Genomic DNA, 25,074 nt, shown 5'->3' with positions numbered 1-25,074 from the left:
GTCCGCTCGTCGTCGTACCACCGCCGACCCTCACGCGTACGAGGAACGCAGTACGCGCCGGGGGCGGGTCATCCTCGGGCAGGACCCGGTGGCCGCCGGACGGCGGCCACCGGACGGGGTGTCAGCGTCCCGAGGGCGTTCCGGCCGAGGCCTCCGCGGCGGCCGGGGCCGCGGGCTCCGCCGGAGCCGCGGCGCGCGGGCGCGGGATGAAGGAGGCGATGGCGAAGGCGAGGAGCGCGGCGCCCGCGCCGATCGCCATGACGGTCTTGAAGGCGTTCTCGGACGGCAGCGCGTAACCGCCCAGATCGATGGTCATCTGGGCCAGCACGACACCGGCGACGGCACTCGCGCAGGACGTGCCGATGGACCGCATCAGGGTGTTGAGGCTGTTCGCGGCCGCCGTCTCGGACGCGGGTACGGCGCCCATGATGAGCGCGGGCATGGAGCCGTACGTGAACCCGATGCCGGCGCCGATCACGGAGGAGACCAGCACCAGGTGCCAGACCTCGGACATCAGCACGATGTTCAGGCCGTACCCGCATGCCACGATCAGCGCGCCGATCATCAGCGTCACCTTCGGGCCCCTGGCCTTGGAGACGGCTGCCGAGACCGGGGCCAGGGCCATCATCACCAGGCCGGACGGGGCCATGACCAGTCCGGCGGTCAGCAGGGATTTGCCCAGGCCGAAGCCGGTCTGGGTGGGCAGCTGGAGCAGCTGCGGGAGCACGAGCGACATCGCGAACATCGAGAAGCCGACCGCGATCGAGGCGAGGTTGGTGAACAGCACCTGACGACGGGCGGTGGTGCGCAGGTCGACCAGCGGCTGGGCGGTGCGCAGTTCGAACAGACCCCAGACCAGCAGGACGATCACGGCCGCGGCGAACAGGCCGATCGTGGTGCCGCTGGTCCAGCCCCAGTCGGCACCCTTCGAGACGGCCAGCAGGAGGGAGACCAGGCCGACCGCCATGCCCACCGCGCCGATCGCGTCGAAGCGGCCGCCGGTGCGCACCCGGGACTCCGGCACGAACGCCAGGACGAGGACGAGGGCTGCCGCGCCCATCGCGGCCGAGGCCCAGAACAGGACGTGCCAGTCGAAGTTGTCCGCGATCAGCGCGGCGGTCGGCAGGCCCAGGGCACCGCCGACACCGAGGGAGGCACTCATCAGCGCGGTGGCTCCGGCCAGGCGCTCCGCGGGCAGTTCGTCGCGCATGATGCTGATGCCGAGCGGGATGACACCGGAGGACAGGCCCTGCAGGGCACGGCCGACGATCATCGGGACCAGGGCGTCGCTGAGTCCGCAGACCACCGATCCGACCACCAGCATCACCACGCTGACCAGCAGCATCCGGCGCTTGCCGAACATGTCGCCGAGCCGCCCGACTACCGGGGTGGCCACGGCTGCGGCGAGGAGGGTCGCGGTGACCGCCCACGCGGTGTCCGAGGCCGGGGCGTCCAGCAGTTTGGGCAGCTCCGGCACGATCGGGATCACCAGGGTCTGCATCAGCGAGACGACGATTCCGGCGAAGGCCAGTACCGCCACCACGGCGTTCGGCCGCGGCGCGACCTCAGCGCCCGTGTCGGCGGATCCGGCTGGAGCGTCGGACATGAAGGAGCCTCCAGGGCATGGGAGCGGGCCGAGAGCTCGGCCACAATTAAGTCAGGTGCTTGACTTAGCTTACTGGGCCCGGTGCCGGCGTCCGCCGAGGGGACCCCACGGTCCGGCGCACCGTCCTCGACGTGCGGTTGCGTAGGCTTCCGGCACGGGAACCCGCCGCACCGCCGGCGGACCTCGGGCGGCTCGAGGGACTGGCCGTCGGAGGGTTCAGCGAAGTCCCGGTGCGGTGGTGAGCATGGCGGGCAGGACGGTACGCGAGGAACAGGTCAGCGCGACCCGGGAGCTGATCCTGACCGCGGCCGAGCGGCTCTTCGCCGAGCGAGGTGTCCTCGCGGTGTCCAACCGCCAGGTCAGCGAGGCCGCGGGACAGGGCAACAACGCCGCGGTCGGCTACCACTTCGGCACCAAGGCCGACCTGGTCCGGGCGATCGCCCGCAAGCATCACGCCCGTATCGAGGAGATCCGCGCCCGGCTGCTGGCCGGCGCCCGCGGCTCCACGGACGTACGCGACTGGGTGGACTGCCTGGTCCGGCCCGTGCCCGAACATCTCGCCGCGCTGGGCAGCCCCACCTGGTTCGCCCGTTTCTGCGCCCAGGTCATGACCGACCCGGTGCTCCAGCAGATCATGGTCGAGGAGTCGATGTCCTCACCGTCGCTCCGGCAGATCGTCGAGGGCCTGAACCGCTGTCTGCCCGAACTGCCCGCCGACGTCCGCGCCGAGCGCGCCGAGATGGCCCGCCATCTGATCGTGCACATGGCAGCCGACCGGGAACGGGCCCTCGCCGAGAACACCCCGACGCCCCGCGCCAACTGGCACGACGCCGCCACCGGTCTCGGTGACGTCGTGGTCGCCATGTGGACGGCTCCGGTCACGGTGACTCGGTAGAAGATCGGACGGGGGATACGTTACTTGAGTTAGGCAAGGAAGGCGCTAGGGTGGGCGGGCGACCCCCTCCGACGAACGGTCTCGTCCATGCACGGCAGTTCCAGCGAGAGACCGGCACTCGCCCGTGGTGCCGGTCAGCGCCTCCTGATCGTCGCGGGCGACTCGGATGCCGCCGAACTGGTCTCCACCACACTGGAGTTGGCGGGCTACCGGATCGCCGCCGTCGCCGCTGCCGCCGAAGGTGTGGCGCGGCTGACCCGGGAGCGGTTCGATCTCGTGGTCGTCGACGCGAACCTGCCGGACGTGACCGAACTGGGCCGCAACCGGCCGACGTTGGTCCGCCGCCCGCCGGTGCTCCTGCTGATCGACTACGAGTCCCTGGACCGGATCGTGCCCGAACTGGGCCTCGGGGAGCGGGACTACGTCACCAAGCCGCTCCGTGTGGCCGACCTCCTGGCCAGGGTGCAGGTCCTGCTGCGCGGCACGGGGGCGGGGCCCGCCCGGGGCGGCGCCCTGTGCTACCGCGACCTCGTGCTGGACGACACCCTGTGCGAGGCCCGTCGCGGACCGCGCGGCCTCGATCTCACCCCGGCCGAGTACCGGCTGCTGCGTCACCTCCTGGTCAACGCCCACCGGGTGCTGTCCAAGGAGCAGATCGGCCGGTACGTCTGGGGCGACCACCGCGGCGACAACGCGATCGAACAGCTCGTCTCCCGGCTCCGGCGCAAGGTGGACCGGGAGGCTCCCGAGCTCATCCACACCCGGCGTGGCTTCGGCTACTGGCTGGGACGCGCCGACTCGGAGGCGTGAGGATTCGGCTGCAAACGGTGGGTACCGGTGTTTCGGAACGCCCCCTCTGGTGGACAACTCCCCTGCTAACAGCGGCAGTTGACGGCGCAGAGGGCGTGTGATCCGGGTCACGTCAGCCTCCCGTCAGGTCACTGGCGGGAGGACGTCAGCCCGGTCTGTTTGCATGTGCTCATCGAGGCCTCGACCACTTCGCCCCGGCGCTCCGCCCCCTCGGGCAGAGCCCCCCACCACCGAGGAGAACCATGGCCGAAACCGTGGCCGGTCCCGCGCACGACGTCGCGGGCACCGCCCCCGAGTTCCCCATGCCGCGTGCCTCCCGCTGTCCCTTCGACCCGCCGCCCGGCCTCAGGGAACTCCAGGAACAGGGGCCGCTCGTGAAGGTGCGCCTGTGGGACGGCAGCGAGCCCTGGCTCGTGACCCGCTACGCCGAGCAACGGGCCGTCCTGGGCGATCCCCGGGTCAGCGCCGACACCGATCAGCCGGGTTATCCGACCAAGGCCAGTGCCGAGGCCGGCGAGGGCAAGCTCAGCTTCATCATGATGGACGACCCCGAACACGCCCGGCTGCGCCGGATGGTGACGGCACCGTTCGCCATCAGGAAGGTCGAGGCCCTCAGGCCCGCCGTACAGCGGATCGTGGACGGCCTGATCGACGACATGCTGGCGGGTCCCGGTCCCGTCGACCTCGTCGAGGCGTTCGCGCTGCCGATCCCCTCGCTGGTCATCTGCGAACTGCTCGGCGTGCCCTACGACGACCACGCCATGTTCCAGGACAACACCAGGACGATGGTCCGCACGACCGCGACCCCCGAGGAACGCGGCGCCGCGACCCGGGAGGTCGCCGGATATCTGGCCGGTCAGATCGCCCAGCGCCTCACCGACTCGAAGGACGACCTCCTGTCGGGCGTCGCCGGGCGCGTCGCGGCGGGAGAGCTGACGCACGGACAGGCCACGGAGATGGCCCTGCTCCTGCTGATCGCGGGCCACGAGACCACCGCGAACATGATCACGCTCGGTACCGCCGCCCTCCTCGAACACCCCGACCAGCTCGCCCTGTTGCGCGACACGGACGACCCCAAGCTCGTCGCCTCGGCGGTCGAGGAACTGCTGCGCTACCTCCACATCACCCACCTGGGCCGCCGGCGCGCGGTCACCGCGGACATCGAGATCGCCGGGCAGGTCATCAGGGCCGGCGAGGGCGTGATCATGGCCAACGAGATCGGCAACCGCGACCCCGAGGTGTTCGAGGACCCCGACCGTCTCGACATCACCCGCGACGCCCGCCGCCACGTCGCGTTCGGCTTCGGCGTCCACCAGTGCCTGGGCCAGCCGCTGGCCCGCATGGAGCTCCAGGTCGTCTACGGCACCCTCTACCGGCGCATCCCCACCCTCAGGCTCGCCTGCGCCCTGGAGGACGTGAAGTTCAAGCACGACGCGTTCATCTACGGCATCCACGAACTGCCGGTGGCCTGGTAACGGCTCCCGCCCACCCACGACAACCGCGAGAAGGACAAGGGGAATCCCATGAAGGTGGAACTGGAAGCCGACAAGTGCGTCGCCTCCGGACAGTGTGTGGTCGCCGCCATGGACGTGTTCGACCAGGACGACGACGGCATCGCGATCCTCCTGACGGACCAGGTCGGCGACGACCAGGTCGACGACGTGAGGGAAGCAGTCGCGGTCTGTCCGGCCGCGGCGATCCGGCTGGTCCGGGCGTGAGGCGGATCGCCGTCGTCGGCGCCTCGGCCGCTGGGCTCTCGGCGGCCGAGACACTGCGCCGCGAGGGGTACGACGGCACGATCACCCTCGTCGGAGAGGAGCCCGAACCTCCCTACGACCGGCCGCCGTTGTCCAAGCAGGTCCTGGCGGCGGAGTGGGAGCGGGACCGGCTCGCCCTGCGCACCTCCGCCGACCTCGCCGCGCTCGACCTCGACCTGCGGCTCGGTGTCGCGGCGACGGGCCTGGAACTCGTCTCCCGCACAGTGGAGTTGGCCGACAGCTCGAAGGTGTCGTACGACGGACTGATCATCGCCACCGGGGTACGGCCGCGCCGCCTGCCCGGTGAGGGCGCGCACGTGCTGCGCACCCTGGACGACGCGCTCACGCTGCGGGAGCGGCTGAGCGCGGGGCGGCGCCTGGTCGTGGTGGGCGCAGGTTTCCTCGGCGCTGAGGCCGCAGCGGTCGCCTGGCGCCTCGGGGCCGAGGTGACCGTCCTGGAACCCGCCGAGGTGCCCATGGCGCACGCGGTCGGCGCGGAGGTCGGGCGGATGCTGGCCCGGGTCCATGTGGAGCGGGGCATCGACCTGCGCTGCGGAGTCACCGTGACCGAGGTGACCGAGGACGGCGTCAGGCTCGCCGGTGGCGAGGAGATCGAGGCGGACGAGGTGCTCGTGGCCATCGGCTCGCTGCCCAACGCCGAGTGGCTGGAGGGCAGCGGGCTCACGGTGGGCGACGGGCTGGTGTGCGACCAGTACTGCGAGGCCGCGAAGCACGTGTACGCGGCCGGCGATGTCGCCCGCTGGTACAACCCGCTGTTCGGCACTTCCATGCGGATCGAGCACCGCACCAACGCCGCCGAGCAGGGCATGGCGGCCGCCCGCAACCTGCTCGCCGCCGAGGGGGCGCGCAAGCCGTTCGCGCCCGTGCCGTACTTCTGGTCGGACCAGTACGACATGAAGATCCAGGCGTACGGCTTCCTGCGCGGGCACGACGAAGTAGCCGTCGTAGAAGGTGACTTGGCGCAGCGCCGGTTCGTCGCCGGGTACCGCACCGGCGACCGTGTCAGCGGTGCCCTCGCGGTGGGCATGCCGCCCAAGGCGATCCGGCAGTGGCGGCAGGCCGTCGCGACCGGAGCGGCCTGGCACGAGACCGTACGGACCGGGGTCCCGGCCGTCGACGTCTGAGTGTTCGGGGGGAGCGCCGGCAGCCGGTCTGCTGCCGGCGCTCCCCGCGTACCCTCGAGCTGTCGGAGATTACTTGAGTTACGCAACAAGATGGTAAACTGGCGAGTATGTCCTCACAGCCGCTCCCCGACGTCCCCGCGTCCCCGGAAGTCATCGAGATCGAGCGGGCGCTCACCCGCATCACCTACCTGAGCACCCGGGCCCGGCAGCACGACCGGCTGATGTCCCTGGCCGAGGTGCCGCTGGACCGTGCCGCCGTGGCGTTGCTGCGGCAGGTCGCCGACACCGAACCGATGCGCCCGGGGGAGCTGGCCAACCGACTGGGGGTGGAGGCCTCCCACGTCACCCGCACCGTCCAGCAGCTGCAGAAGTCGGGTTACGTCACGCGCGTCCCCGACCCCGAGGACCGGCGCGCCCAGCGCATCCAGCTCACCGAGACCGGTCAGCAGGCGATCGACCGCATCCGCGACGCCGGCGCCCGCGGTATGCAGCTGGCCCTGGCGGAGTGGTCGCCCGAGGAGCTTCGGCAGCTGGCCGGGCTCTTCCATCGCATGGTGGACGACTTCCTTTCCCACGCGATCGACGACGACAGCGAGGAGCCGACACCGGCCGGGACCGCCTGACGGTCATCGCGCCGGTAGGCGCGGAGTGGACTGTCGTTCCGGTGCGGGCTCGCGAAGCCCTCGCAGCAGTAGGCCTCCCAGTGCGGGCAGGATGATCAGCGGCATCAGCGCGGTCCGCAGCGACGTGGAGTCGGCCAGCGCCCCGAGCGCCGGGGCGGCCAGCCCGCCGACGCTCACCGGCCGGCACCGCCTGACGGTCATCGCGCCGGAAGGCAGGGAGTGGACTGTCGTTCCGGTGCGGGGTCGCGAAGTCCTCGCAGCAGTAGCCCGCTCAGTGCGGGCAGGATGATCAGCGGCGCCAGCGCGGTCCGCAGCGACGTGGTGTCGGCCAGTGCCCCGAGCGCCGGGGCGGCCAGGCCGCCGACGCTCACCGTCAGGCCCAGCGTGACCCCGCTCGCGGTACCCACCCGCCCGGGCAGAAAGTCCTGGCCGAGGGTGACGTGCAGGGAGAACGGCACGTACAGGGCGGCCGAGGTGAGGGCGACGAAAAGATAGACCGCGGGGCCGGGGACGAGCACCACCCCGGCCACGGCGAGCCCGGTCAGCGCATACGCCCGGCGCACCACCGCGAGGCGCCCGTACCGGTCGGCGAGCCGGCCCCCGAGGACCGTGCCCACGGCACCGCCCGCATAGAGCACACACAGTGCCGCCGTACCGGCCACATCCGCGCCGCCGACGCGCTCACGGACGTACAGCGAAACGAAGGCACTGAGCCCGACGAACACGACCGACCGGCAGACCACCGCGCCCGAGAGCCGCAGGAACGACGGCCAGTCGTCGCTTCCGGAGCCCTCGGTCGGCCGTCCGGCCGGTGTGCGGACCCGTAGGGCGCGGACCGCTGCCGCGCACAGGGCCGCACCCGCCACGGCCGGCACGACCAGCAGGGGGGAGGCGCGCAGCCCGCCCGTGGCGATCACGGCGGCGACCAGCAGCGGGGCGAGGGCGAAGCCGACGTTGCCGCCGAGCGAGAACCAACCCATCCCCGAGTTCCCGCCGGACGCGACGGTTCGGGCGGCCCTGGCGGCCTCCGGATGGTAGGCCGCGACGCCGATCCCGGACACGGCGACCGCTGCGAGCGTGAGCGGGTAGGAGCCGACGACCCCGCTCAGCGCGACCCCCGACCCCGCCGCCAGCGCGCTCAGCGGCAGCAGCCACGGCATCGCCCAGCGGTCGGTCAGCGCCCCGAACAGCGGCTGCACCACCGACGACAGCAGGGACGCGGCCAGGACGACGCCGGACGCGGCCGCATACGAGTAGGCGCGCTCGGCGACGAAGTAGGGCACCAGGGCGGCTACGGCCCCCTGGTACACGTCCACACAGGCGTGACCGAGCGACAACAGCGTGAGGGAACGATTCCTGGACACCGGACGAGCTTCGCCGGAGCGGTGCCCGGCCCGCTTTCGATAATCTGCCCATTGATGTCGGAGATCCGCCACCCGGCCATTCGCCACACACCTGCGGCGCCCACGCGTGCCCAGCACCTCGCCGCAGGCGAACGCATCGACGCCCACCGGCACGACGAGCACCAGATCGTCTATGCAGGCTCCGCTGTCCTCGCGGTCACCACCGACGCCGGCACCTGGTTCGCGCCCGGTACCCGCGCCATCTGGGTCCCCGCAGGCACCGTCCACGCCCACCGCGCCCACGGCCGGCTCGACCTGTACCTGGTCGGTCTCCCCGCCGACGACAACCCACTCGGTCTGGACGCCCCTACGGTCCTCGCCGTCGGCCCGCTGCTGCGCGAGCTGATCCTCGCGTACACCCGCGACCCGGCCGACGACAGCCCCGAACGTCACCGTCTGCTCGCCGTCCTGCGCGACCAACTGCGCGCCTCGCCCCAGCAGCCCCTGCTGCTGCCCACCCCCACCGATCCCCGGCTGGCCGCGGTCTGCGCGCTCGTCCACGCCGACCCCGCCGACCCGCGCACCCTCGCCGCACTCGGCGTCGCGACCGGGGCCTCGGAACGCACCCTCAGCCGACTGTTCCGCGGCGAGTTCGGCATGACCTTCCCGCAGTGGCGCACCCAGTCGCGGCTCTACCACGCCCTGCGGCTGCTGGCCGACGACGTCCCCGTCACGACCGTCGCCCACCACTGCGGCTGGTCCTCCGCGAGTGCCTTCATCGACGTCTTCCACCGCTCCTTCGGCTACACCCCGGGTACCCACAACCGGCGTTCCCGATGAGGGCACAGGCCGCTGCACGAGGTGCTTGTACCGTCCAGTAGTGTGCGCGGCAGCCCCCAGGAGGAGGAACCGTGCCACGGTCCCCACGCTCACCCCTGCTGCTCGCCGGCCTGCTGGCCACCGCGGGCGTCACCCACTTCGCCGCACCACGTCCCTACGACGCCACCATCCCGCGGGCCCTGCCCGGCAAGCCCCGGACCTGGACCTACGCGAGCGGTGCCGTGGAGCTCGCGCTCGCCGCCGGTCTGGCGCTGCCCAAGACCCGGCGGACCGCCGCGCTCGCCACGGCCGCCTTCTTCGTCGGGGTGTTCCCCGCCAACGTCAAGATGGCCGCCGACTGGCGCCACCGTCCCGCACCGCTGAAGGCGGCGGCCCTCGGACGGCTGCCGCTGCAACTGCCGCTCGTGCTGTGGGCACGCAGCATCGCGAAGAACGGGGAGGGCCAGGCATGAGCAAGACGATGGAGACCGGCGACACCGTCGAGGACTTCGAGCTCCCGGACGAGACCGGCACCAGCCGCAAGCTGTCCGAACTGCTCGCCGACGGCCCGGTCGTCCTCTTCTTCTACCCCGCCGCCCTGACCGCCGGCTGCACCGCGGAGGCCTGCCACTTCCGCGACCTCGCCGCCGAGTTCGCCGCGGCCGGCGCCCGGCCGGTGGGCATCAGCGGCGACACCGTCGAACGCCAGCAGGAGTTCGCCGGACAGCACACCCTCGGCATGCCTCTCCTGTCCGACGTCGACGGCAAGATACGCGAGCTCTTCGGCGTCAAGCGAGGCTTCTCCCTGGCTCCCACCAAACGCGTCACCTTCGTCATCGCCCAGGACCGTACGGTGCTCGAGGTCGTCCGCAGCGAACTGCGCATGAACACCCACGCCGACCGCGCCCTCGAAGCCCTGCGCGCACACCGGGAGTGACGAGCGGGGCCCGGTTGCACCGTTTCGGTTGATGCGGCCTGACAAAGGGACCATCCTGGACGATATGGAGCACGTCTCCGCTACGGCGACCACCGATGCCTCAGGCATGGTGACGGGGTGGAGCGAGGGTGCCCGGCGGCTGACGGGACGCACGGCCGAGGAGGTCGTGGGGCGGGCGGCACGGGAGCTGCTCGCCGAGGACCCGCCGGGGCCGGCTGTGTCCGCGCTGAAGGGGACCGTCGTACTGCGGCACCGCGACGGCTCCTCTCTCACGCGCTTCGTTGAGGCGTGCCCGGTCCTGGGCGGGAACGGCGCCCCCGCCGGATACGTGATCACCGCACGGCCACCCGGCTCCGCCGAGCCGACCCTGGCCGGACAGGCCTTCCAGCAGGCGGTCATGTCCATGTCGATCTTCGACACCCGTCAGCAGTACCTGCGCCTCAACGACGTGGCCTGCCGGGTCATGGGGGTCCCGGAGGAAGCCCTGCTCGGCCGGTTCTTCTCGGACACCGTCGAGGACGCCGAACACAGCCGCGGGTTCCTGGCCAACCTGCGCCAGGTCGCCGAGACCGGCAGACCCGTCCGCTACGAGAGCTACACCGGCGCGCCCGCCCTCAACCGGGAACACGCCTGGACGATCGAGATGTGGCCCGTGCGGGAGGAAGGCTCCCAGGAGCTCACGGGTGTCGCCCTGGCCGCGTTCGACAACAGCGACCAGTACTGGGCCCGCCGACGGCTGGCCCTGCTCAACGAGGCGGCGGCAGCCATCGGCACCACCCTGGATGTGGTGCGCACCGCGGAGGAACTCGTCGAACTCCTCGTGCCCCGGTACGCCGACTTCGCCAGCGTGGATCTCCTCGACTGGGTGCTCGGCGCGGACGAGCCGCCGACCGCGCTGGAGGGCGACGTCGTGCTGCGCCGTGTCGCCCACGGCTCCGGCCACGAGGGCACCCCCGAGGCCGCCGTCCGCCTCGGCGAGACGGACATCTACCCCGCCTCCTCGCCGCCCGCTCGGGCCCTGCGGGAGGGACGGGCGGCCGTCAGCCAGGCAGGCGAGCCCGACTTCATGCGCTGGGTCGCCGAACGCAACGCCCGCGCTCCGGCCGGCCGCTCGTACCGCAAGGGCGTCCACTCCGTGCTCGCCGTACCGCTCAAGGCCCGCGGCACCACCCTGGGCGTCGCGGTCGCCGTCCGCATCGACCACCCCGACGACTTCGGGGACGACGACGCCGTCCTCGGCGAGGAACTCGCCAGCCGGGCCGCCGTCTGCGTCGACAACGCCCGCCGTTTCGCCCGCGAACGCACCACCGCCCTGGCCCTGCAGAGCAGCCTCCTGCCGCGCGGCCTGCCCGGACAGGCCGCCGTCGAGGTCGCCCACCGCTATCTGCCCTCGGGCTCGCTGGCCGGGATCGGCGGCGACTGGTTCGACGTCATTCCGCTCTCCGGCAGCCGCGTCGCCCTGGTCGTCGGCGACGTGGTCGGCCACGGCATCCCCTCCTCGGCGACCATGGGCCGCCTGTGCACGGCCGTGCGCACCCTCGCCGACGTCGACCTGCCGCCCGACGAACTCCTCACCCACCTCGACGACCTCGTCACCCACCTCGCATCCGACGACCGCTCCGACGAGGGGGGCGAGGTCGCCGAGCTCGGTGCCACCTGCCTCTACGCCGTCTACGACCCCGTCTCGCGCCGCCTCACCGCGGCCGCCGCCGGTCACCCGCCACCCGCCGTCGTCCTGCCCGACGGCACGGCGCGCCTCGTCCCCCTGAGCACGGGACCCCCGCTCGGCGTCGGCGGCCTGCCCTTCGAGGCCACGGAGATCGAACTGCCCGAAGGGGCCGTGGTCGCCCTCTACACCGACGGACTGACCGAGGACCGGGACCGCGACGTCGACCACGCCACCGACGAACTGTGCCGCGCGCTCACCGCGAAGACGGACACCCTCGACGAACTGTGTGACACCGTTCTGAAGGCCGTACTGCCCGAGGAACCCGGTGACGACGTGGCCCTGCTGCTGGCCCGCACCCGGGTTCTCGGCGCGGACCGGGTCGCCACCTGGGACGTCGAGCCCGACCCCGCGCACGTGTCCGCCACCCGACAGGCCGCCACCGAGCAACTCGCCGTCTGGGGACTGGAGGAGGCCTCCTTCGTCACCGAACTCGTCGTCAGCGAGCTGGTCACCAACGCCATCCGCTACGGCGAACCGCCCATCCAGCTACGGCTGATCCGTGACCGCACGCTCATCTGCGAGGTCTCCGACGGCAGTTCCACCTCACCGCACCTGCGGCGCGCCCACGCCTTCGACGAGGGCGGCCGCGGGCTGCTGCTGGTCGCCCAGCTCACCCAGCGCTGGGGGAGCCGGCAGACCGGCAGCGGAAAGACGATCTGGGCCGAGCAGTCGCTGGAACCGCCCGAGTTCTGATCACTTCGCTCACTGGAAGGAGCAGCCGGGGTTCGGCACGTCCTCCGAGTACGGCGAGCCGTGCGGGAGCACGTACAGCACCTCCAGGACGAGCGGGGTGGTGCCTTCGTTGCGACCGAGGTGGACGTCGCTCGGGCCGCCGGGCTCGCGCACCACGGTGCCCTGCGGATAGACGCCGTCACTGGCGCAGTCGGCGTGGTAGTGGCTGAGGGTGCCCTGCTTGACGTATCCGTAGACGAGACCGTCGTGGTAGTGCCAGCCGGTCGCCTGGCCCGGCGGGACGGTGATCTCTCTGAGGACGTAGTCGGTGTCGCCCACGGTCTTCTGGGCGATCAGCGTGCCGGTCACTCCGGGGCCGGGCGGGGTCGCCTGTGCGGTGCCGCCGGCGAAGACGGTGGCGGTGACGACCGCGCCGGATATGGCGGTACGGAGCGCGATGCGCATACGGAAGGCCTCCTGGCTCGTGTTCTGGGCGACGACATGTCGCGGTGAACGTCGCTGTGAACATAGAGGCACAGAAGGCCAGTTGGGGCGGTATTCGGTGGATCTTCCGGCTCAGTTCTCCTCGGCGGCGACCTGCGCCAGGGTCCGGCCCGTCCGCACCGAGCGTGCCCGGCGCGGATCGGGCGTGCCGTGCCCCGGTTTCCGCCCCTCGGCTGCCTTCACCAGCAGCCAGGACCCCTCACGGAACCGGGTGAGCGCGTACGTGCCGTGCAGTTTCGACCCGTGCAGCCGGAACGTGGCGTGCCCGCGCTCCAGCGACTCGCCGAAGTCGACAGGACGCCCCTTCTTGTCGTGGCTGAGGGGCTCGTAGGTCCCGTGGTCCCAGACGATCACGGTGCCGCCGCCGTACTCGCCCGGCGTGATCACGCCCTCGAACTCCTCGTACTCCAGCGGATGGTCCTCCGTGGGCACGGCGAGCCGCTTGTCCTGGGGGACGTCGGAGGGGCCCTTCGGGACCGACCAGGACTTCAGCACGTCACCGACCTGGAGGCGGAAGTCGAAGTGCAGGGTGCTCGCGTCATGGATCTGCACGACGAACCGCGGCTTCGCACCGGCGTGCCCTTCCCCGCCCTCGGGCTCACCGGTGCGGGCGAAGTCCCGCTTGCCGTGATATTCCCGCAGTCGCTCAGTCACGCGCACCGGGTACCCCTCCCGCGGTTCAGAACTCCTCGTGCACCTCAGGGTCCCCGCCGAGGCGCCGGTGCGGACGGTCGGCGATCGCCGCCATCTCGGCCTCGCTCAGCTCGAAACCGAACACGTCGAGGTTCGTGCGCTGCCGCTCGGGGTCACCGGACTTCGGGATCGGCAGGGCGCCGAGCTGGATGTGCCAGCGCAGGATCACCTGGCCGGGCGTGACACCGTGCGCCTCGGCCACGCCGGCCACGGCCGGGTCGTCCAGGAGATCCGAACCCCGGCCCAGCGGACTCCAGCTCTCCGTCACGATGCCCTTGTCGGCGTGGAAGGCGCGCAGCTCGTCCTGCGGGAACAAGGGGTGCAGCTCGATCTGGTTGACGGACGGCAGGACCCCGGTCTCCTTCTCCAGCCGCTCGATGTGCGCGGCCGTGAAGTTGGAGACGCCGATCGACCGTACGAGACCGTCCTCGCGGAGCTTGATCATGGCCTTCCACGAGTCGACGTACTTGTCGACGCGGGGGAGCGGCCAGTGGATCAGATACAGGTCCACGTACTCCAGGCCGAGACGGGCGCGGGACTCCTCGAACGAGGCCAGGGTCTCGTCGTAGCCGTGATGCCGGCCGGGCAGCTTCGTCGTCACGAGGATCTCCTCGCGCGGCACTCCGCCGGCGGCCACGCCACGGCCGACACCGGTCTCGTTCCGGTAGTTCGTCGCCGTGTCGAGGAGCCGGTAGCCGCTCTTCAGGGCGGTGACGACCGCCCGCTCCGCCTCGGCGTCGTCCATCGGCCAGGTGCCCAGACCGAGGGCGGGGATCCTCGTACCGTCGTTGAGCGTGTGTGTCGGGATGCTGATCACGTCCGGACCTTCCCTTGACTGTGTCGTCCCCCCAGCCTCACGGACAGGGCGGGCAATGATCAACCGGGCGGGCGCGGACGGGGACGGCGGACGGCGCGTTCGGCGGGATCCGGGTGTCCCGTGTCAGGCGACGGTGTGGGCCGTGCCGCCTTCGGCGGCGAGGGCGGCGGCGATCCGCCGGTGGGCCTCTCGGCGTTCCTCGTCCGGGACGGGCGGCAGGAGTTCTTCCCAAACCGGAAGGAAGGTTCCCCGCAGCTGCGTCAGCCCCGCGGGCCGCGCGAGCAGCCAGAAGTGCAGATGGGCGGCTCCGTCGCCCCACCGGTTGACATGGACGCGGGCGACGCCGTCGAGGCTGCGCACCGCCCACTCCGCCCGCTGGAGCAGGGGCCCGAGCTCGGCCGCGCGTTCCACGGGCAGGTCGGTCAGGTCGTAGTGGCCGCGAGGCTGCAGCATCACCACCGCCGGGAGGCGGGACTCGGTGCCGACCGCGTCGAGCCGCCAGTGGTCGTCGGACCAGAGGGCTTCCGTCACGGGCTTGCGGCAGGTGGGGCACTGCTCGGGGCCGTCCTCGCCGGCGCGCGCGGGCTCGGGAAGGACCGGGGGCTGCAAGGGCCTGACCCGCAGGTCCCCTTCGAAGGGGAAGGTCTCCCAGCCGGTCACCGAGTCGGCGGGCAGGGGCAGCTGTTCACCCGCCCGCAGGCGCCGTACGAAGGGGCTGGGCTCCTGGGGAGTTGAGGGAACGGTCACGCTGGGCAGTCAACCATGGGTGACGTGCCCCGTGGGGCGCGGACCTAGGACGGATGCCGGCGATCAACGGAGCACGCATGACGACGGACACGGGCACGGCGGAGTGGGACGCGGGCATCGAGGTGAACCCGGTGGCCGGGTACATCGGAGCCGAGATCACCGGGGTCGATCTGGCCGGCGATCTCGACGACTCCGTGGTCGCCGCGATCCGGGCGGCGGTGCTGCGCTGGAAGGTGGTGTTCTTCCGCGGACAGAGACTCGACCATGCCGGCCATGTGGCCTTCGCCCGCAGGTTCGGTGAGCCCGTCGTCCTGCGTAGGCGCGGCAGCGCCTCGCCCGCGGACTTCGCCGAGATCGAGACGACCGCCGACCGACTGGAGCTGGGCGGGAAGTTCGGCATGGAGCACGAGGAGTGGCTGCAGCGTCGGCGGCACACGCTGCTGCGCGGCTGGCACTGCGACCACGGCGCCCGTATCGACCCGCCAGCGGCGACCATCCTGCGCGCGGAGACCGTTCCGCCGTACGGCGGCGACACCACGTGGTCCAACCTCGCGGCCGCCTACGCCGGACTGTCCGCGCCGGTCCGGGAGTTCGTGGACGGCCTGCGGGTGGAGCACCGGCTCGGGGTCGGCTACCAGCCCCGCCCGGGCGATGACGCCTACGTCCGCCATCTCCTGGACCACCAGGTCGCCTCGCTGCACCCGCTGGTGCGGGTGCACCCCGAGTCGGGGGAGCGGATCCTCTACGTCAACGGCTACTACGTCGAGCAGATCGCCGGCCTCTCCCGTGCCGAGAGCCGGGCGATCCTCGACATGCTCCTCGAACAGGCGGTGCGGCCCGAGTACACGGTCCGCTTCCGCTGGGAGCCGGGCAGCGTGGCCTTCTGGGACAACCGGGCCACCATCCACCTGGCCCCCGGCGACAACGCCCACCTCGGCTTCCCCCGGACCATGCACCGGGTGATGCTGGCCGGGGATGTGCCGGTGGGGGCGGACGGGAAGCCGTCGGAGGCGATCACAGGGACCGAGGTGGGGCGCTGGTGACGGCGCCGATCGGGCCCCCTCGGCCGCCGGCCAGGCCTACGTGCCCGGCCGCCACCCCAGCGCCGGCCCCAGTTTCGTCGCCATGTCGGTGAGGATCTGCACATAGTCCTCGTGCTCGAAGGTGAACGGCAGCGCGAACGCCACCTCGTCGACCTCACGGAACGCGGCGTGCGCGTGCAGCCGTTCGGCGATCTCCTGCGACGTGCCGACGATGTCCGGCGCGAACATCAACCGTGCCGGGCCCTGCGGTGACGTGGTCCGGGGGGTGCGCTTCGCCGCGTACGCCTCGTACTTCGCGCGCTGCTCCGGCGAGGCCGAGTCGGTGGGGATGACGACGAGCCCCTGGGAGACCCGGGCGTCCGCGCCGTCCTGGTGCGCGGCGCGGAAGGCCTGGATGTGCGAGAGCTGGATCTGAGCGAAGTCGTACGGGCCCTCGTCGCCCTCCGCCTTGACGACGCTGCTGGTCAGGAAGTTCATGCCGTGCTCACCGGCCCAGCGTGCGGAACTCAGGCTGCCGCCGCCGTACCAGAGCCGTCGGCCGAGGCCGGGGGAGTGCGGCTGCACCCGGTCGGAGAACACCTCGAAGCCCTGCACCCCGCTGAAGTCGCTGGCCGGCTTGCCGCGCACGAAGTCCAGCAGCCGCCGCACCCGCTCGTAGGAGAAGTCCTCGGTGTCGGCCGTGTCCGGGTACAGCGCCCCCTTGGCCTCGGCGAAATGCATCGGCGGGCCCACGCTCACGCCCGGGTTGATCCGGCCGCCGGACAGGATGTCCACCGTCGCCAGGTCCTCGGCCAGCCGCAGCGGGTTCTCCCAGCCGAGCGGGATCACCGCCGTGCCGAGTTCGATACGGCTGGTGCGCTGCGAGGCCGCCGCCATGACGGCCACGGGGGACGAGATGCCGTACTGGAGATGCCGGTGGCGAAGCCACGCGCTGTCGAAGCCGAGCCGCTCGCCCAGCTCGATGATCTCCAGAGTGGACTCGTGGCCGCGTCGCGGATCCGCCTCGTCGAACAGGCCGATGGTCAGGAAACCCAGCTTGCGCAGAGGGCGGGGGGACGACGGCACGGGCTCCTCCGAGTTGTTTGACGTATCAAGTAGTACGGCAGTGCCAACCCGCCTGTCCCGCATGATGTTCCCGATCGTGGGGCCCGCCGAGTCAAGATCGGGGCAAGGGGATGGTCACCTCGTCCTCGACGGGCGGGTCGATCTCCTGCGCGAGATTGCCGGTGGCCGCGAAACAGCGCAGACGCACCGCCTCCGGAGTGACGTCCAGGCGCAGGAAGCACTTGAAGAACGGTGGGCTGTACGTCGCCGAGCTGGGCGAGAACAGCTGCGTGTAGATCTTGCGCACCGGCAGGCGGAACCGCGAGGTGCGGTCCGGGCGGCCGCCCGCGCCCAGCAGAGTGGCGACCAGGCGAGTGCGGAAGGTGACGCGCGCCGGCTCACCCGGGAGCCGGGTGGGCGGGATGCCGAGCCGTTCGGCGATCACCGCGGTGGCCTCGGCCTCGGTGAGGGTGAAGAAGCGGCGCAGGTGCAGCCGACGGCCGTAGAGCCTGCTGTAGAAGGCCAGGGAGTCCCCACGCAGTGGATAGCAGCGGAAGTCCTTCTCGGCGACGTTCGCGACCGAGACCTGCGGGATGGTGTGGGTGGCGTGCATGAACGCGCCGCCGCCGCCCGAGACGACGTACTGGATGGTGCGGCCGTCCACGTCGACCGGGTAGCGCTGATAGTTGTGGATGTCGCCGCCTATCGCCGCGACGTAGTGGTGTTCCGGGGCCCGCACGATGTCGTCGACCGTGCCGCCGCCCTCGATGGCACAGGGATGGTGTTCGCCGTCCACGTACAGGGGCGAGCCCGTGATGAGGATCTTCGGGCGCGGGCCCTGCGAGACCTCGCGCAGCCAGGCGCCCTGTTCGGCGTCTATGGTGCCGAGCAGTCCGGTGTCTATGCCGATGATGCGAAGCGGGCCGGCGTCGACGGCCCAGTACGGACCCGGCTGGACGGTCCGTTGGGCCGGTGCCGCACGCAACCGGCGTGCCTCGTCCAGGCGTTGGCCGTCCTCGGCGCGCGGTCGGTGCCACAGCAGGGAGCGCAGCCAGGCCCGGGTCAGGGGGCGGGGCGCGGGCTCGGGACCGAGGGGCGGGGCGTCGTCGCAGAAGACCCGCATGAAGGCGCCGAGGTCCTCGTACCAGTCGTGGTTGCCGGGTACCGCGTAGATGGGCGCCGGATAGTCCTGGTACGGCCGGAAGAACTTGGTGCCGTAGTCGTCCGCGCTGCCCACCGGGTAGATCACGTCACTGGCGACGACCGCGAAACCGGTGTCCTGACTGACCTTCAGAAACCCCGGCACGACGGCGTATTGGGGGTCATCGCCCTCGCCGGTGTCGCCGATGACCATGAACGAGAACCGTTCGGGGTCCTCGCGCCGGATCACCTTGTCGGCGGGGGCGCCGGCCGCCGCGCGCTGGGCCACCCAGCGGCTTCGGGTGCGGCCCGTCGGGTCCCCGAACCAGGAGGCGACCACGCCGTTGCGGGCGGCCCACAACGTCTTGGGGTTCAGCCACGAGATCTTCTCGACCTTGGACGGCATCAGCCGCCGGTACTCGCCGAGTTGGGCAGAGCCCCAGCCGGCGCCTTCGGCGGTATCGCGTGAGGAGTCAGACACCGGTGCACCGTAACAACGATCCAGAACCGGCCAGGAAGGGGGGACTGCCCTACGGCACTCCCCCCTTCCTGGCCATTACCGGATCCGTGGGGACTCCAGGGGGATGACTCTCACCACTGCGGGCCGTGCGGTGCGGCCCACTGCGGATCCTGCGGTGCGCGGGCGTGGACCACCCTGCCCTCCTGGTGCTCCATGAGCGGGTCGGGCTGCGGTGCGGTGCTCTCCGTCGCGGCGGACGAGCGGTTCCAGTCGCCGTCGCCGAGCACCAGGAGCGGGTCGAACATGACCACCACCCCGGCCAGCAGCAGGAAGATCACCGGCCCCAGGAGCATGGGCAGCAGCAGCGAGGTGGGCGAATCACCCGCCCATGAGCCGCCGGTCGTGCTGTGCACATGGACACTGACCGCGGACATGCCCGTGTAGTGCATCCCCGTCACGGCGACGCCCATGATCAGGCTGGCCCCGAGGCTCGTCAGGAAACCCCGGATCGTGACGGCCGCCCACAGTGCCGCGGTCGCCGCGACGATCGCGATGACCACGGAGAGCGCGACGGCGGTGGCGTCGTACCGGATCGTCCCGTTGAGGTGCAGCGCCGCCATCCCGAGGTAGTGCATGGCCGCCACGCCGAGCCCGGTGATCACACCCGCGAAGGACAGGTTCAGGGTGCTGGCGCCGCGATAGCCGACGATGAACACGCCGATGCCCACGACGACGACGGCCACGGCGAGACTGAGGACGGTGAGGCCGGCGTTGTAGCGGATCCGGGTCTCCACGACCTGGAAACCGATCATCGCGATGAAGTGCATGGTCCAGATGCCGCAGCCGATCGACGCGGCACCGAGTGCCAGCCAGCCGGCCTTCCACGACTGATTGCCGAGCAGGGTGCGCACGATACAGCGCAGCCCCAGAGCCCCTCCCAAGCACGCCATTAAGTAGGCGGCCACCGGGGTCACCGCACCATAGCGGAACCCGTCAACTGTGCCTTCCATAAGCCAACTCCCCCCAGGGTCTTGGCTGGTTGTCGTCGAAGGCTTACGGCAGGGGATCCGGTAAGGCAAGGCATTACCGGTGGTAAGAGGAGAACTCTCCAATAACTCGGTTGAACTTAAGTCACAATGAGTCGGGTTTCAGCCAAGCGGCCTTCTGAGGGCTGCCGCCGTGCCAGAGTTGAGCGAATGTCAGGTCCTCGGCCAGGGGGTGGGACGCGTCCCTGGTCGTGAAAAGCGCTTGCCGCTCCGCGGGTCGCTCGTGAACGATCCCGTCCCGTGACGACACCATCTCTCTCTGCCGCCCGCCCCCGCGCCCTGATCACCGGCGTGGGCCGCACCGTCGGTATCGGCGCCGGTATCGCACAGCGGCTGGCGGGCTCGGGTTGGGACATCGCCTTCACCTACTGGAACCCGTACGACGCCCGCATGACCTGGGGTACCGAGCCCGGCGCGACCGGGACGATCGAGGCGGGCCTGTCCGAGCGGGGCGCGGCAACCGCCGCCATCGAGGCGGACCTCGCGGACCCCGACACACCGGCCCGGGTCTTCGACGAGGTGGAGCGGCGGCTGGGCCCCGTCACCGCACTGGTGACGAGCCACTGCGAGTCGGTCGACTCCGGCCTGCTCGACACCACCGTCGAGAGCTTCGACCGGCACTTCGCCGTCAACACGCGCGCGACCTGGCTGCTCATCCGAGAGTTCGGCCGCCGCTTCACCGCTGAGAAGGGCACCGGCCGGATCGTCAGCCTCACCAGCGACCACACCGTCGGCAACCTGCCCTACGGGGCGAGCAAGGGCGCCATGGACCGCATCACGCTGGCCGCAGCCCACGAACTCGCCCATCTCGGCGTGACCGCCAACGTCATCAACCCCGGCCCCGTCGACACCGGTTGGATGACCGAGGAGGTCCGCGCGCACTGCGTCGGCGCCACCCCGCTCGGCCGCCTCGGCACCCCGCAGGACACCGCCCACCTGGTGGACTTCCTGTGCTCACGGGAGGGCCAGTGGATCAACGGGCAGCTGCTGAAGAGCAACGGGGGCTTCGAGTAAGCCTGTTCCCCTCGTCCCCCTCCGACCCCGAGCCCCCGGTGCCCGGTCACGTCATCACGTGAAGAACTCGCCCAGCAGCGGCAGCAGCAGGGATGTCCGCCGCATGAGGGACATGTGCGTGGTGGCCGGCAGGACGGCCAACTGCGCCTCGGGGATCAGGCGTTGCATCTCCGCCGCGTGCTCCACCCGTACGAAGTCGCGGTCACCGACGAGCAGCAGTGTGGGCGCCCGCAGTCCGCGCAGGTCGTCGGCGGTCCAGGGCAGCGGGGCGTGCGCCCCCGCCGAGACCTTGGCGAGGAAGTCCTGGAAGTGCTCGGGGTCGGGTGCGACGGCCGCGTACGTGTCGGCCATCTCCTGGAAGTCGGCCTGGCTGGGCAGCCGGGGCGAGCTGTAGTCCGGGACGCGGACCTCCTCGTGGACCCCGTCCTGGGTGTACATGGTGGCGGCGAGCGCGAGCCGTCCGACGCGCTCCGGGTGCCTGACGGCGATCTCCAGCGCGGTCAGCCCGCCCAGGCTGAACCCGAGGAAGTCGGCCTGCTGGACACCCAGTTCGTCGAGCAGCGCCACCACGTCCGAGGCCAGATCCGGCACCGTCAGCGCACGGTCGGTGTCGGCGGTGTGGCCGTGCCCCTGCAGCTCGGGAGCCACGACATTCCGGCCGGCGGCCAGGGCGGGCAGTACGGCGGAGAAGGCCAGGCCGACCGTCTGGGCGCCGCCGTGCAGCAGTACCAGCGGACGGCTCCCGTCAGGGGCGTCGCCGTGGGTCTCGTAGTACATCTCCAGGCCGTTGACCTTGGCGTGGGCGGAAGTGTTCGGCACGGTCATCACATCCGTTCTGCGGGAGCCGTATGCGAGGAAGACCTTGCGTGGACGCGGAAGTCATCGGTGGTCGGCCGTGCTCGTCAGCTCAGTCGTACTCGTCGGGAAGCCGCATCGCCGGACCGCCGACCTGGAGCCCAAGAGGGGTCGCGCGGCCCTTGGGCTCCTCCCATGCCTCCTGGCGGCCGAGGGCGGTGAGGTCGAGGTGGGGATAGCCGTTGTGGAACTCCTCGATGCCCCGGCCGAAGGTGGAGTAGGTGTGGAAGACCTCGTCGTCGACCCGCAGGAAGGCGCTGATCCCGGGCCAGTCGCCGCGCATGCCCGGGGACCAGGGCGTCCCGGCGTCGGCGAGCTCGGCCTCGGAGCGGTGGAAGATCTGTACCGGTGCGACCCGCTCGTCGACCGTCGCGTGGAAGTCGTAGTTGAAGTCGCCGCCCGCCGAGGAGTACCAGGGGAACGACCAGCCCATCCGCTCCCGGAACGCGGCGAGTTTCGCGTACGGCGCCCTCGTCACCGCGGCCAGCGAGGTGTTGCGGACATGGAGTTGCCGCAGGTTGCCGATCTGGTCGGCGGCGGAGGAACAGCTGGGGCAGCCGGTGTCGCGGGGGTGCTCGGTGCCGTCGGCGTCGAGGTCGAAGGTCCACATGAAGTGATGGACGACCAACTGGGCCCGTCCCTCGAAGAGTTCGAGCAGGCTCACCTCGCCGTGCGGTCCTTCGAAGACGTACGGCTTCTCGACGTGGACCATCGGCAGCCGCCGCCGGGCGGCGTTGACCCGGTCGCGCGCCCGGGTGACCTCCTTCTCCTCGGCCAGCAGCTCCTTGCGGGCGCGGAGCCACTCCTCGCGTGAGACCACCTCGGGCAGACGCGCCATCGCCGTCATCTCGATCCTCCCAACCGCTGCTGCCACCTGCCGGGCAACGGGTACGCCTCCGGCGGAAGCCGCATCCTGCTGCGGATCGCGCCGGACGCGGGCCACCTCTCTCCAGCTTGCGCCCGACGCGGACACGAGGCGAACGTGCCTGTCGGGAGCGTGCCTGCCTAGAGCGCCACCACCCGCCCGCTGCGGCCCTGAAGCCGGACCGAGGCCAGGGTCGCGCAGACCACGGCCACGCCGAAGAGCGTGCCGCAGGCCACGGCGGCGGTGCGGGTGTCACCCGCGAGAGCGGCGCGCAGGCCGTGCGCGGCCCAGTAGCCGGGGGAGACCGGAGCCACGTCCGCCACCCACGCCGGCAGGACGCTGAGCGGGACGAGCGCACCGCCGACGCTGCTGAGGAGCATGCCGCCGATGTCGTAGGCCGCCGAGAGCTCGCCCATGGTCCGCACCAGCACGCCGAGCAGCGCCCCGAGCGCGAGCAGCGTGCAGCTCCAGCTGAACAGGACCCCCAGCAGCAGGAACGGATGCGGGACCCGCAGCCCGAACACGCACACCCCGAAGCCGACGATCAGGAGCTGCTGGGCGAGCAGGGCGGTGAGGACCGGGACGGCCTTGCCGAGGAGCAGCTCCGCCGGACGCAGCGGCGTGCCACGCAGTCGGTCCCAGGTGCGGCCGAGGCGCTCGGTGAGGATCGCGTTGCCGGAGATGCTGAGCGCGAGCAGCGAGAAGGTGACCAGCGTGCCGACGACAGCTTGTTCGGTCCCGGCCGTGCTGCCCTGCGCGGACAGGTAGAGCGGACGCAGCAGGGTCATGAAGACCAGCGGCAGGATCATCCGGCTCAGCAGCGGGCCGGGTTCGCGCACCATCAGCAGCGCGTTGTGGCGTACGAGGGCGCCGAGGCGGGTGGCGGACTCACGCGACGGCGTCACGGGCCTGTGTCCCCTCGTGCGCTGCGGTTTCCAGGGAGTGGTAGAGGTCGTCCAGGCCGGCGCGGTGTACGTCGACGGAGGCGGGCGTACGGCCGGAGGCGAGCAGGGCGGCCAGGTCGGCGCCGGGATCCGTCGTCGGCATCCGCAGTTCGGGTTCCGCCGGGTCGGCGAAGGTGACCCTGAGCTCGCCGGGCAGGTGGCGGGTGAGCTCCTGCTGGGTGCCGCGTGCGATGATCCGGCCCGCCCTCGCGATCGCCAACGTGGCGTCCAGGTCGACGAGTTCGGGGAGATAGTGGGTCGTGTAGACCACGGCGACACCTGTCTCGGCCCGCGCCCTGACGGCCGCCAGCAGCGCCGATCGGGTCTCCGGATCGGCTCCGGCGGTCGGCTCGTCCAGCAGCAGAAGGGGCGGGGAGCCGACCATCGCGGTGGCCGCCTGGACCCGGCGACGCTGCCCGCCGGACAGCACGCCCACCGGCCGGTGCGCGAGGGCCGACAACTGAAGCTCCTCCAGGACCCGCCCGATCCCCGCCTCGCGGCGCCGGCCGCGCAGCCCGGCAAGTCCGGCGAACAGCCGCAGGTTCTCCCGCACCGTGACGCCGCCGTACAGGGCCAACTCCTGAGGAGCCACCCCGATGAGCCGTCGCGCGGCCCGCCCTTCGGCCAACGCGTCGTACGGCCCGATGCGGATCCGGCCCGCGTCAGGGAGCAGGAGACCGGCGACGATCTCCACGAAGGTGGTCTTGCCTGCTCCGTTGTGACCGATGAGGCCGACGATCTCGCCGGGCTCGACCGTCAGATCGAAGCCGTCGAGTGCGCGAAGACGGCCATGACACTTCACCAACCCGTCCGCTACGAGCATCCTTCCCCCTCATGTCTACGGCGTATACGTCTACACTGTAGACCCATGGGTGGCAGGCGGGAAGAGATCCTGGACGCGGCACTGGACATCGCCGACGAGCACGGCCTGGAGGCGCTGTCGATGCGTGCGCTCGCCGACCGGGTCGGTGTCACGCCGATGGCGCTGTACCGGCACGTCAAGGACAAGGCGGCACTGCTGGACGGCATGGTCGGACGCCTGCTGTCCGCACTGCTGCCGTCGGACACGGTGGCGGAACAGGCCTGGGACGAACGCCTGAACACCCTCGCCCACGCCTGCCGGAAAGTCACCCAGCGTCATCCCTGGGCAGCACACCTGCTCTTCTCGCGCCCCGCGGTCACACCGGACGCCGTGCGAGCGGTGGACATCATCTACCTGGCCCTGATCGAGGCCGGGGTCCCGGACCCGGAGGTGCCCCGCCTCGAGCGGCTGATCAGCACGTTCGTGATCGGCTTCGCCGCCTCTGAAGCCTCGGGCCGCTTCGCCCCCGGTGCCCTCGACCCGCGCAGCCGCCGCGGCCAACTCCCGGACAGCGAACTCCCCGGCCACAGCGGTCTCGGGCCCTGGCTGGACCTTCCCGTCGACCTCAACGCGGAGTTCGAGGCCGATCTGTCGGACATCCGGCGACTGGTGGAGGGGGCCGCGCGGGGGAGGAGTGAGGTGGGTACGGCCGGTGGCAGGAGCGCCACCGAGGCCGTCGACCAGTCCGCCCCTCACGCCTGAGC

At 71.4% G+C, this 25,074-nt stretch carries 27 protein-coding genes; 13 read left to right on the top strand and 14 right to left on the bottom strand.

Annotated elements, in window-relative coordinates; translation table 11 throughout:
• Window positions 1-121: 121 nt before the first annotated feature.
• Window positions 122-1,606, bottom strand: coding sequence for an MFS transporter (locus BFN33_RS04030; RefSeq protein ID WP_069758411.1), 1,485 nt, complete (start codon window positions 1,604-1,606; stop codon window positions 122-124).
• Between the two features lie 244 nt (window positions 1,607-1,850).
• Between BFN33_RS04030 and BFN33_RS04025 the strand changes: the two genes are divergently transcribed.
• The 6 genes from BFN33_RS04025 (at window position 1,851) to BFN33_RS04000 (ending at window position 6,836) form a co-directional block, all read left to right on the top strand.
• A complete protein-coding gene (locus tag BFN33_RS04025) occupies window positions 1,851-2,501 on the top strand; it encodes a TetR/AcrR family transcriptional regulator (protein ID WP_069758410.1) in 651 nt (216 codons plus the stop codon).
• 87 nt (window positions 2,502-2,588) lie between these two features.
• Window positions 2,589-3,311: a response regulator transcription factor gene (locus BFN33_RS04020; protein ID WP_069758409.1), complete on the top strand. Its 723-nt coding sequence runs from the start codon at window positions 2,589-2,591 to the stop codon at window positions 3,309-3,311.
• A gap of 242 nt (window positions 3,312-3,553) precedes the next feature.
• Window positions 3,554-4,786 (top strand): cytochrome P450, encoded by a 1,233-nt coding sequence (locus tag BFN33_RS04015; RefSeq protein WP_069758408.1) that lies wholly within the window; start codon window positions 3,554-3,556, stop codon window positions 4,784-4,786.
• Window positions 4,787-4,834: 48 nt separating this feature from the next.
• On the top strand, window positions 4,835-5,029 hold the full coding sequence (locus tag BFN33_RS04010; protein WP_069758407.1) for a ferredoxin: 195 nt from the start codon (window positions 4,835-4,837) through the stop codon (window positions 5,027-5,029).
• Complete coding sequence (locus BFN33_RS04005; RefSeq protein WP_069758406.1) at window positions 5,026-6,213, top strand: NAD(P)/FAD-dependent oxidoreductase; 1,188 nt, start codon at window positions 5,026-5,028, stop codon at window positions 6,211-6,213. Before BFN33_RS04010 ends, BFN33_RS04005 begins: the two co-directional genes overlap by 4 nt.
• 107 nt (window positions 6,214-6,320) lie before the next feature.
• Entirely contained in the window at window positions 6,321-6,836 is a 516-nt protein-coding gene (locus tag BFN33_RS04000; RefSeq protein WP_069758405.1) for a MarR family winged helix-turn-helix transcriptional regulator, read from the top strand.
• Window positions 6,837-6,839: 3 nt separating this feature from the next.
• On the opposite strand, the gene BFN33_RS53015 is transcribed toward BFN33_RS04000, so the two are convergent.
• The gene (locus tag BFN33_RS53015) at window positions 6,840-7,037 is read right to left on the bottom strand and encodes a hypothetical protein (protein ID WP_079140584.1); all 198 of its coding nucleotides are present in this window, start codon (window positions 7,035-7,037) and stop codon (window positions 6,840-6,842) included.
• On the bottom strand, window positions 7,034-8,200 hold the full coding sequence (locus BFN33_RS03995) for an MFS transporter (RefSeq protein ID WP_069758404.1): 1,167 nt from the start codon (window positions 8,198-8,200) through the stop codon (window positions 7,034-7,036). The genes BFN33_RS53015 and BFN33_RS03995 overlap by 4 nt, the downstream gene beginning before the upstream one ends.
• A 54-nt stretch (window positions 8,201-8,254) precedes the next feature.
• On the opposite strand from BFN33_RS03995, the gene BFN33_RS03990 reads away from it, so the two are divergent.
• The 4 genes from BFN33_RS03990 to BFN33_RS03975 all read left to right on the top strand — a co-directional run bounded on the left by BFN33_RS03990 (window position 8,255) and on the right by BFN33_RS03975 (window position 12,357).
• A complete protein-coding gene (locus BFN33_RS03990; protein WP_069758946.1) occupies window positions 8,255-9,019 on the top strand; it encodes a helix-turn-helix transcriptional regulator in 765 nt (254 codons plus the stop codon).
• Between the two features lie 71 nt (window positions 9,020-9,090).
• On the top strand, window positions 9,091-9,471 hold the full coding sequence (locus tag BFN33_RS03985; protein WP_069758403.1) for a DoxX family protein: 381 nt from the start codon (window positions 9,091-9,093) through the stop codon (window positions 9,469-9,471).
• Window positions 9,468-9,935, top strand: coding sequence for a peroxiredoxin (locus BFN33_RS03980; RefSeq protein WP_069758402.1), 468 nt, complete (start codon window positions 9,468-9,470; stop codon window positions 9,933-9,935). The genes BFN33_RS03985 and BFN33_RS03980 overlap by 4 nt, the downstream gene beginning before the upstream one ends.
• A 64-nt stretch (window positions 9,936-9,999) precedes the next feature.
• On the top strand, window positions 10,000-12,357 hold the full coding sequence (locus BFN33_RS03975; RefSeq protein WP_069758401.1) for a SpoIIE family protein phosphatase: 2,358 nt from the start codon (window positions 10,000-10,002) through the stop codon (window positions 12,355-12,357).
• A gap of 9 nt (window positions 12,358-12,366) precedes the next feature.
• Here the strand turns inward: BFN33_RS03975 and BFN33_RS03970 are convergent, their stop codons facing one another.
• The 4 genes from BFN33_RS03970 to BFN33_RS03955 all read right to left on the bottom strand — a co-directional run bounded on the left by BFN33_RS03970 (window position 12,367) and on the right by BFN33_RS03955 (window position 15,097).
• Window positions 12,367-12,801, bottom strand: a complete 435-nt coding sequence (locus tag BFN33_RS03970; protein ID WP_069758400.1) for a cupin domain-containing protein — start codon at window positions 12,799-12,801, stop codon at window positions 12,367-12,369.
• A gap of 111 nt (window positions 12,802-12,912) precedes the next feature.
• Window positions 12,913-13,494, bottom strand: coding sequence for a DNA polymerase ligase N-terminal domain-containing protein (locus BFN33_RS03965; RefSeq protein ID WP_069758399.1), 582 nt, complete (start codon window positions 13,492-13,494; stop codon window positions 12,913-12,915).
• Between the two features lie 25 nt (window positions 13,495-13,519).
• The gene (locus BFN33_RS03960) at window positions 13,520-14,350 is read right to left on the bottom strand and encodes an aldo/keto reductase (protein WP_069758398.1); all 831 of its coding nucleotides are present in this window, start codon (window positions 14,348-14,350) and stop codon (window positions 13,520-13,522) included.
• 123 nt (window positions 14,351-14,473) lie between these two features.
• Entirely contained in the window at window positions 14,474-15,097 is a 624-nt protein-coding gene (locus tag BFN33_RS03955) for an HIT family protein (RefSeq protein WP_088245245.1), read from the bottom strand.
• A gap of 77 nt (window positions 15,098-15,174) precedes the next feature.
• Between BFN33_RS03955 and BFN33_RS03950 the strand changes: the two genes are divergently transcribed.
• Window positions 15,175-16,140, top strand: coding sequence for a TauD/TfdA family dioxygenase (locus BFN33_RS03950; RefSeq protein WP_069758944.1), 966 nt, complete (start codon window positions 15,175-15,177; stop codon window positions 16,138-16,140).
• Between the two features lie 36 nt (window positions 16,141-16,176).
• Here the strand turns inward: BFN33_RS03950 and BFN33_RS03945 are convergent, their stop codons facing one another.
• The 3 genes from BFN33_RS03945 to BFN33_RS03935 form a co-directional block, all read right to left on the bottom strand.
• A complete protein-coding gene (locus BFN33_RS03945; protein ID WP_069758397.1) occupies window positions 16,177-17,205 on the bottom strand; it encodes an LLM class flavin-dependent oxidoreductase in 1,029 nt (342 codons plus the stop codon).
• A 91-nt stretch (window positions 17,206-17,296) separates the two neighbouring features.
• Window positions 17,297-18,805, bottom strand: a complete 1,509-nt coding sequence (locus BFN33_RS03940; RefSeq protein WP_069758396.1) for a metallophosphoesterase — start codon at window positions 18,803-18,805, stop codon at window positions 17,297-17,299.
• Between the two features lie 110 nt (window positions 18,806-18,915).
• Window positions 18,916-19,794 carry an MHYT domain-containing protein gene (locus BFN33_RS03935; protein WP_069758395.1) on the bottom strand — a complete coding sequence of 293 codons (879 nt, stop codon included), beginning with the start codon at window positions 19,792-19,794 and terminating at the stop codon, window positions 18,916-18,918.
• A gap of 276 nt (window positions 19,795-20,070) precedes the next feature.
• Between BFN33_RS03935 and BFN33_RS03930 the strand changes: the two genes are divergently transcribed.
• Window positions 20,071-20,844 carry an SDR family oxidoreductase gene (locus BFN33_RS03930; RefSeq protein ID WP_069758394.1) on the top strand — a complete coding sequence of 258 codons (774 nt, stop codon included), beginning with the start codon at window positions 20,071-20,073 and terminating at the stop codon, window positions 20,842-20,844.
• 54 nt (window positions 20,845-20,898) lie between these two features.
• Here BFN33_RS03930 and BFN33_RS03925 read toward each other — a convergent pair whose 3' ends face one another.
• The 4 genes from BFN33_RS03925 to BFN33_RS03910 all read right to left on the bottom strand — a co-directional run bounded on the left by BFN33_RS03925 (window position 20,899) and on the right by BFN33_RS03910 (window position 24,331).
• The gene (locus tag BFN33_RS03925) at window positions 20,899-21,669 is read right to left on the bottom strand and encodes an alpha/beta fold hydrolase (RefSeq protein ID WP_069758393.1); all 771 of its coding nucleotides are present in this window, start codon (window positions 21,667-21,669) and stop codon (window positions 20,899-20,901) included.
• Between the two features lie 82 nt (window positions 21,670-21,751).
• On the bottom strand, window positions 21,752-22,546 hold the full coding sequence (locus BFN33_RS03920) for a DUF899 domain-containing protein (protein WP_069758392.1): 795 nt from the start codon (window positions 22,544-22,546) through the stop codon (window positions 21,752-21,754).
• A gap of 158 nt (window positions 22,547-22,704) precedes the next feature.
• Entirely contained in the window at window positions 22,705-23,469 is a 765-nt protein-coding gene (locus BFN33_RS03915; RefSeq protein ID WP_256122628.1) for an ABC transporter permease, read from the bottom strand.
• Window positions 23,453-24,331, bottom strand: coding sequence for an ABC transporter ATP-binding protein (locus tag BFN33_RS03910; RefSeq protein ID WP_069758391.1), 879 nt, complete (start codon window positions 24,329-24,331; stop codon window positions 23,453-23,455). Before BFN33_RS03910 ends, BFN33_RS03915 begins: the two co-directional genes overlap by 17 nt.
• Before the next feature lie 45 nt (window positions 24,332-24,376).
• Between BFN33_RS03910 and BFN33_RS03905 the strand changes: the two genes are divergently transcribed.
• Entirely contained in the window at window positions 24,377-25,072 is a 696-nt protein-coding gene (locus BFN33_RS03905; RefSeq protein WP_079140582.1) for a TetR/AcrR family transcriptional regulator, read from the top strand.
• The last annotated feature ends 2 nt before the right edge of the window (window positions 25,073-25,074 follow it).

It is taken from the genome of Streptomyces sp. LUP47B (assembly GCF_001746295.1).
Classification (GTDB): domain Bacteria; phylum Actinomycetota; class Actinomycetes; order Streptomycetales; family Streptomycetaceae; genus Streptomyces.
The sequence above is the reverse complement of the archived record's forward strand: the minus strand, read 5'-3'. Positions and strand labels throughout refer to the sequence as shown.

Excerpts from the sequence above, each read along its gene's own strand:
- BFN33_RS04030 (WP_069758411.1), bottom strand. The coding sequence starts at position 1,606 with ATGTCCGACGCTCCAGCCGGATCCGCCGACACGGGCGCTGAGGTCGCG.
- BFN33_RS04025 (WP_069758410.1), top strand. The coding sequence starts at position 1,851 with ATGGCGGGCAGGACGGTACGCGAGGAACAGGTCAGCGCGACCCGGGAG.
- BFN33_RS04020 (WP_069758409.1), top strand. The coding sequence starts at position 2,589 with ATGCACGGCAGTTCCAGCGAGAGACCGGCACTCGCCCGTGGTGCCGGT.
- BFN33_RS04015 (WP_069758408.1), top strand. The coding sequence starts at position 3,554 with ATGGCCGAAACCGTGGCCGGTCCCGCGCACGACGTCGCGGGCACCGCC.
- BFN33_RS04010 (WP_069758407.1), top strand. The coding sequence starts at position 4,835 with ATGAAGGTGGAACTGGAAGCCGACAAGTGCGTCGCCTCCGGACAGTGT.
- BFN33_RS04000 (WP_069758405.1), top strand. The coding sequence starts at position 6,321 with ATGTCCTCACAGCCGCTCCCCGACGTCCCCGCGTCCCCGGAAGTCATC.
- BFN33_RS53015 (WP_079140584.1), bottom strand. The coding sequence starts at position 7,037 with ATGACCGTCAGGCGGTGCCGGCCGGTGAGCGTCGGCGGGCTGGCCGCC.
- BFN33_RS03990 (WP_069758946.1), top strand. The coding sequence starts at position 8,255 with ATGTCGGAGATCCGCCACCCGGCCATTCGCCACACACCTGCGGCGCCC.
- BFN33_RS03980 (WP_069758402.1), top strand. The coding sequence starts at position 9,468 with ATGAGCAAGACGATGGAGACCGGCGACACCGTCGAGGACTTCGAGCTC.
- BFN33_RS03975 (WP_069758401.1), top strand. The coding sequence starts at position 10,000 with ATGGAGCACGTCTCCGCTACGGCGACCACCGATGCCTCAGGCATGGTG.
- BFN33_RS03970 (WP_069758400.1), bottom strand. The coding sequence starts at position 12,801 with ATGCGCATCGCGCTCCGTACCGCCATATCCGGCGCGGTCGTCACCGCC.
- BFN33_RS03950 (WP_069758944.1), top strand. The coding sequence starts at position 15,175 with ATGACGACGGACACGGGCACGGCGGAGTGGGACGCGGGCATCGAGGTG.
- BFN33_RS03935 (WP_069758395.1), bottom strand. The coding sequence starts at position 19,794 with ATGGAAGGCACAGTTGACGGGTTCCGCTATGGTGCGGTGACCCCGGTG.
- BFN33_RS03925 (WP_069758393.1), bottom strand. The coding sequence starts at position 21,669 with ATGACCGTGCCGAACACTTCCGCCCACGCCAAGGTCAACGGCCTGGAG.
- BFN33_RS03920 (WP_069758392.1), bottom strand. The coding sequence starts at position 22,546 with ATGACGGCGATGGCGCGTCTGCCCGAGGTGGTCTCACGCGAGGAGTGG.
- BFN33_RS03910 (WP_069758391.1), bottom strand. The coding sequence starts at position 24,331 with ATGCTCGTAGCGGACGGGTTGGTGAAGTGTCATGGCCGTCTTCGCGCA.
- BFN33_RS03905 (WP_079140582.1), top strand. The coding sequence starts at position 24,377 with ATGGGTGGCAGGCGGGAAGAGATCCTGGACGCGGCACTGGACATCGCC.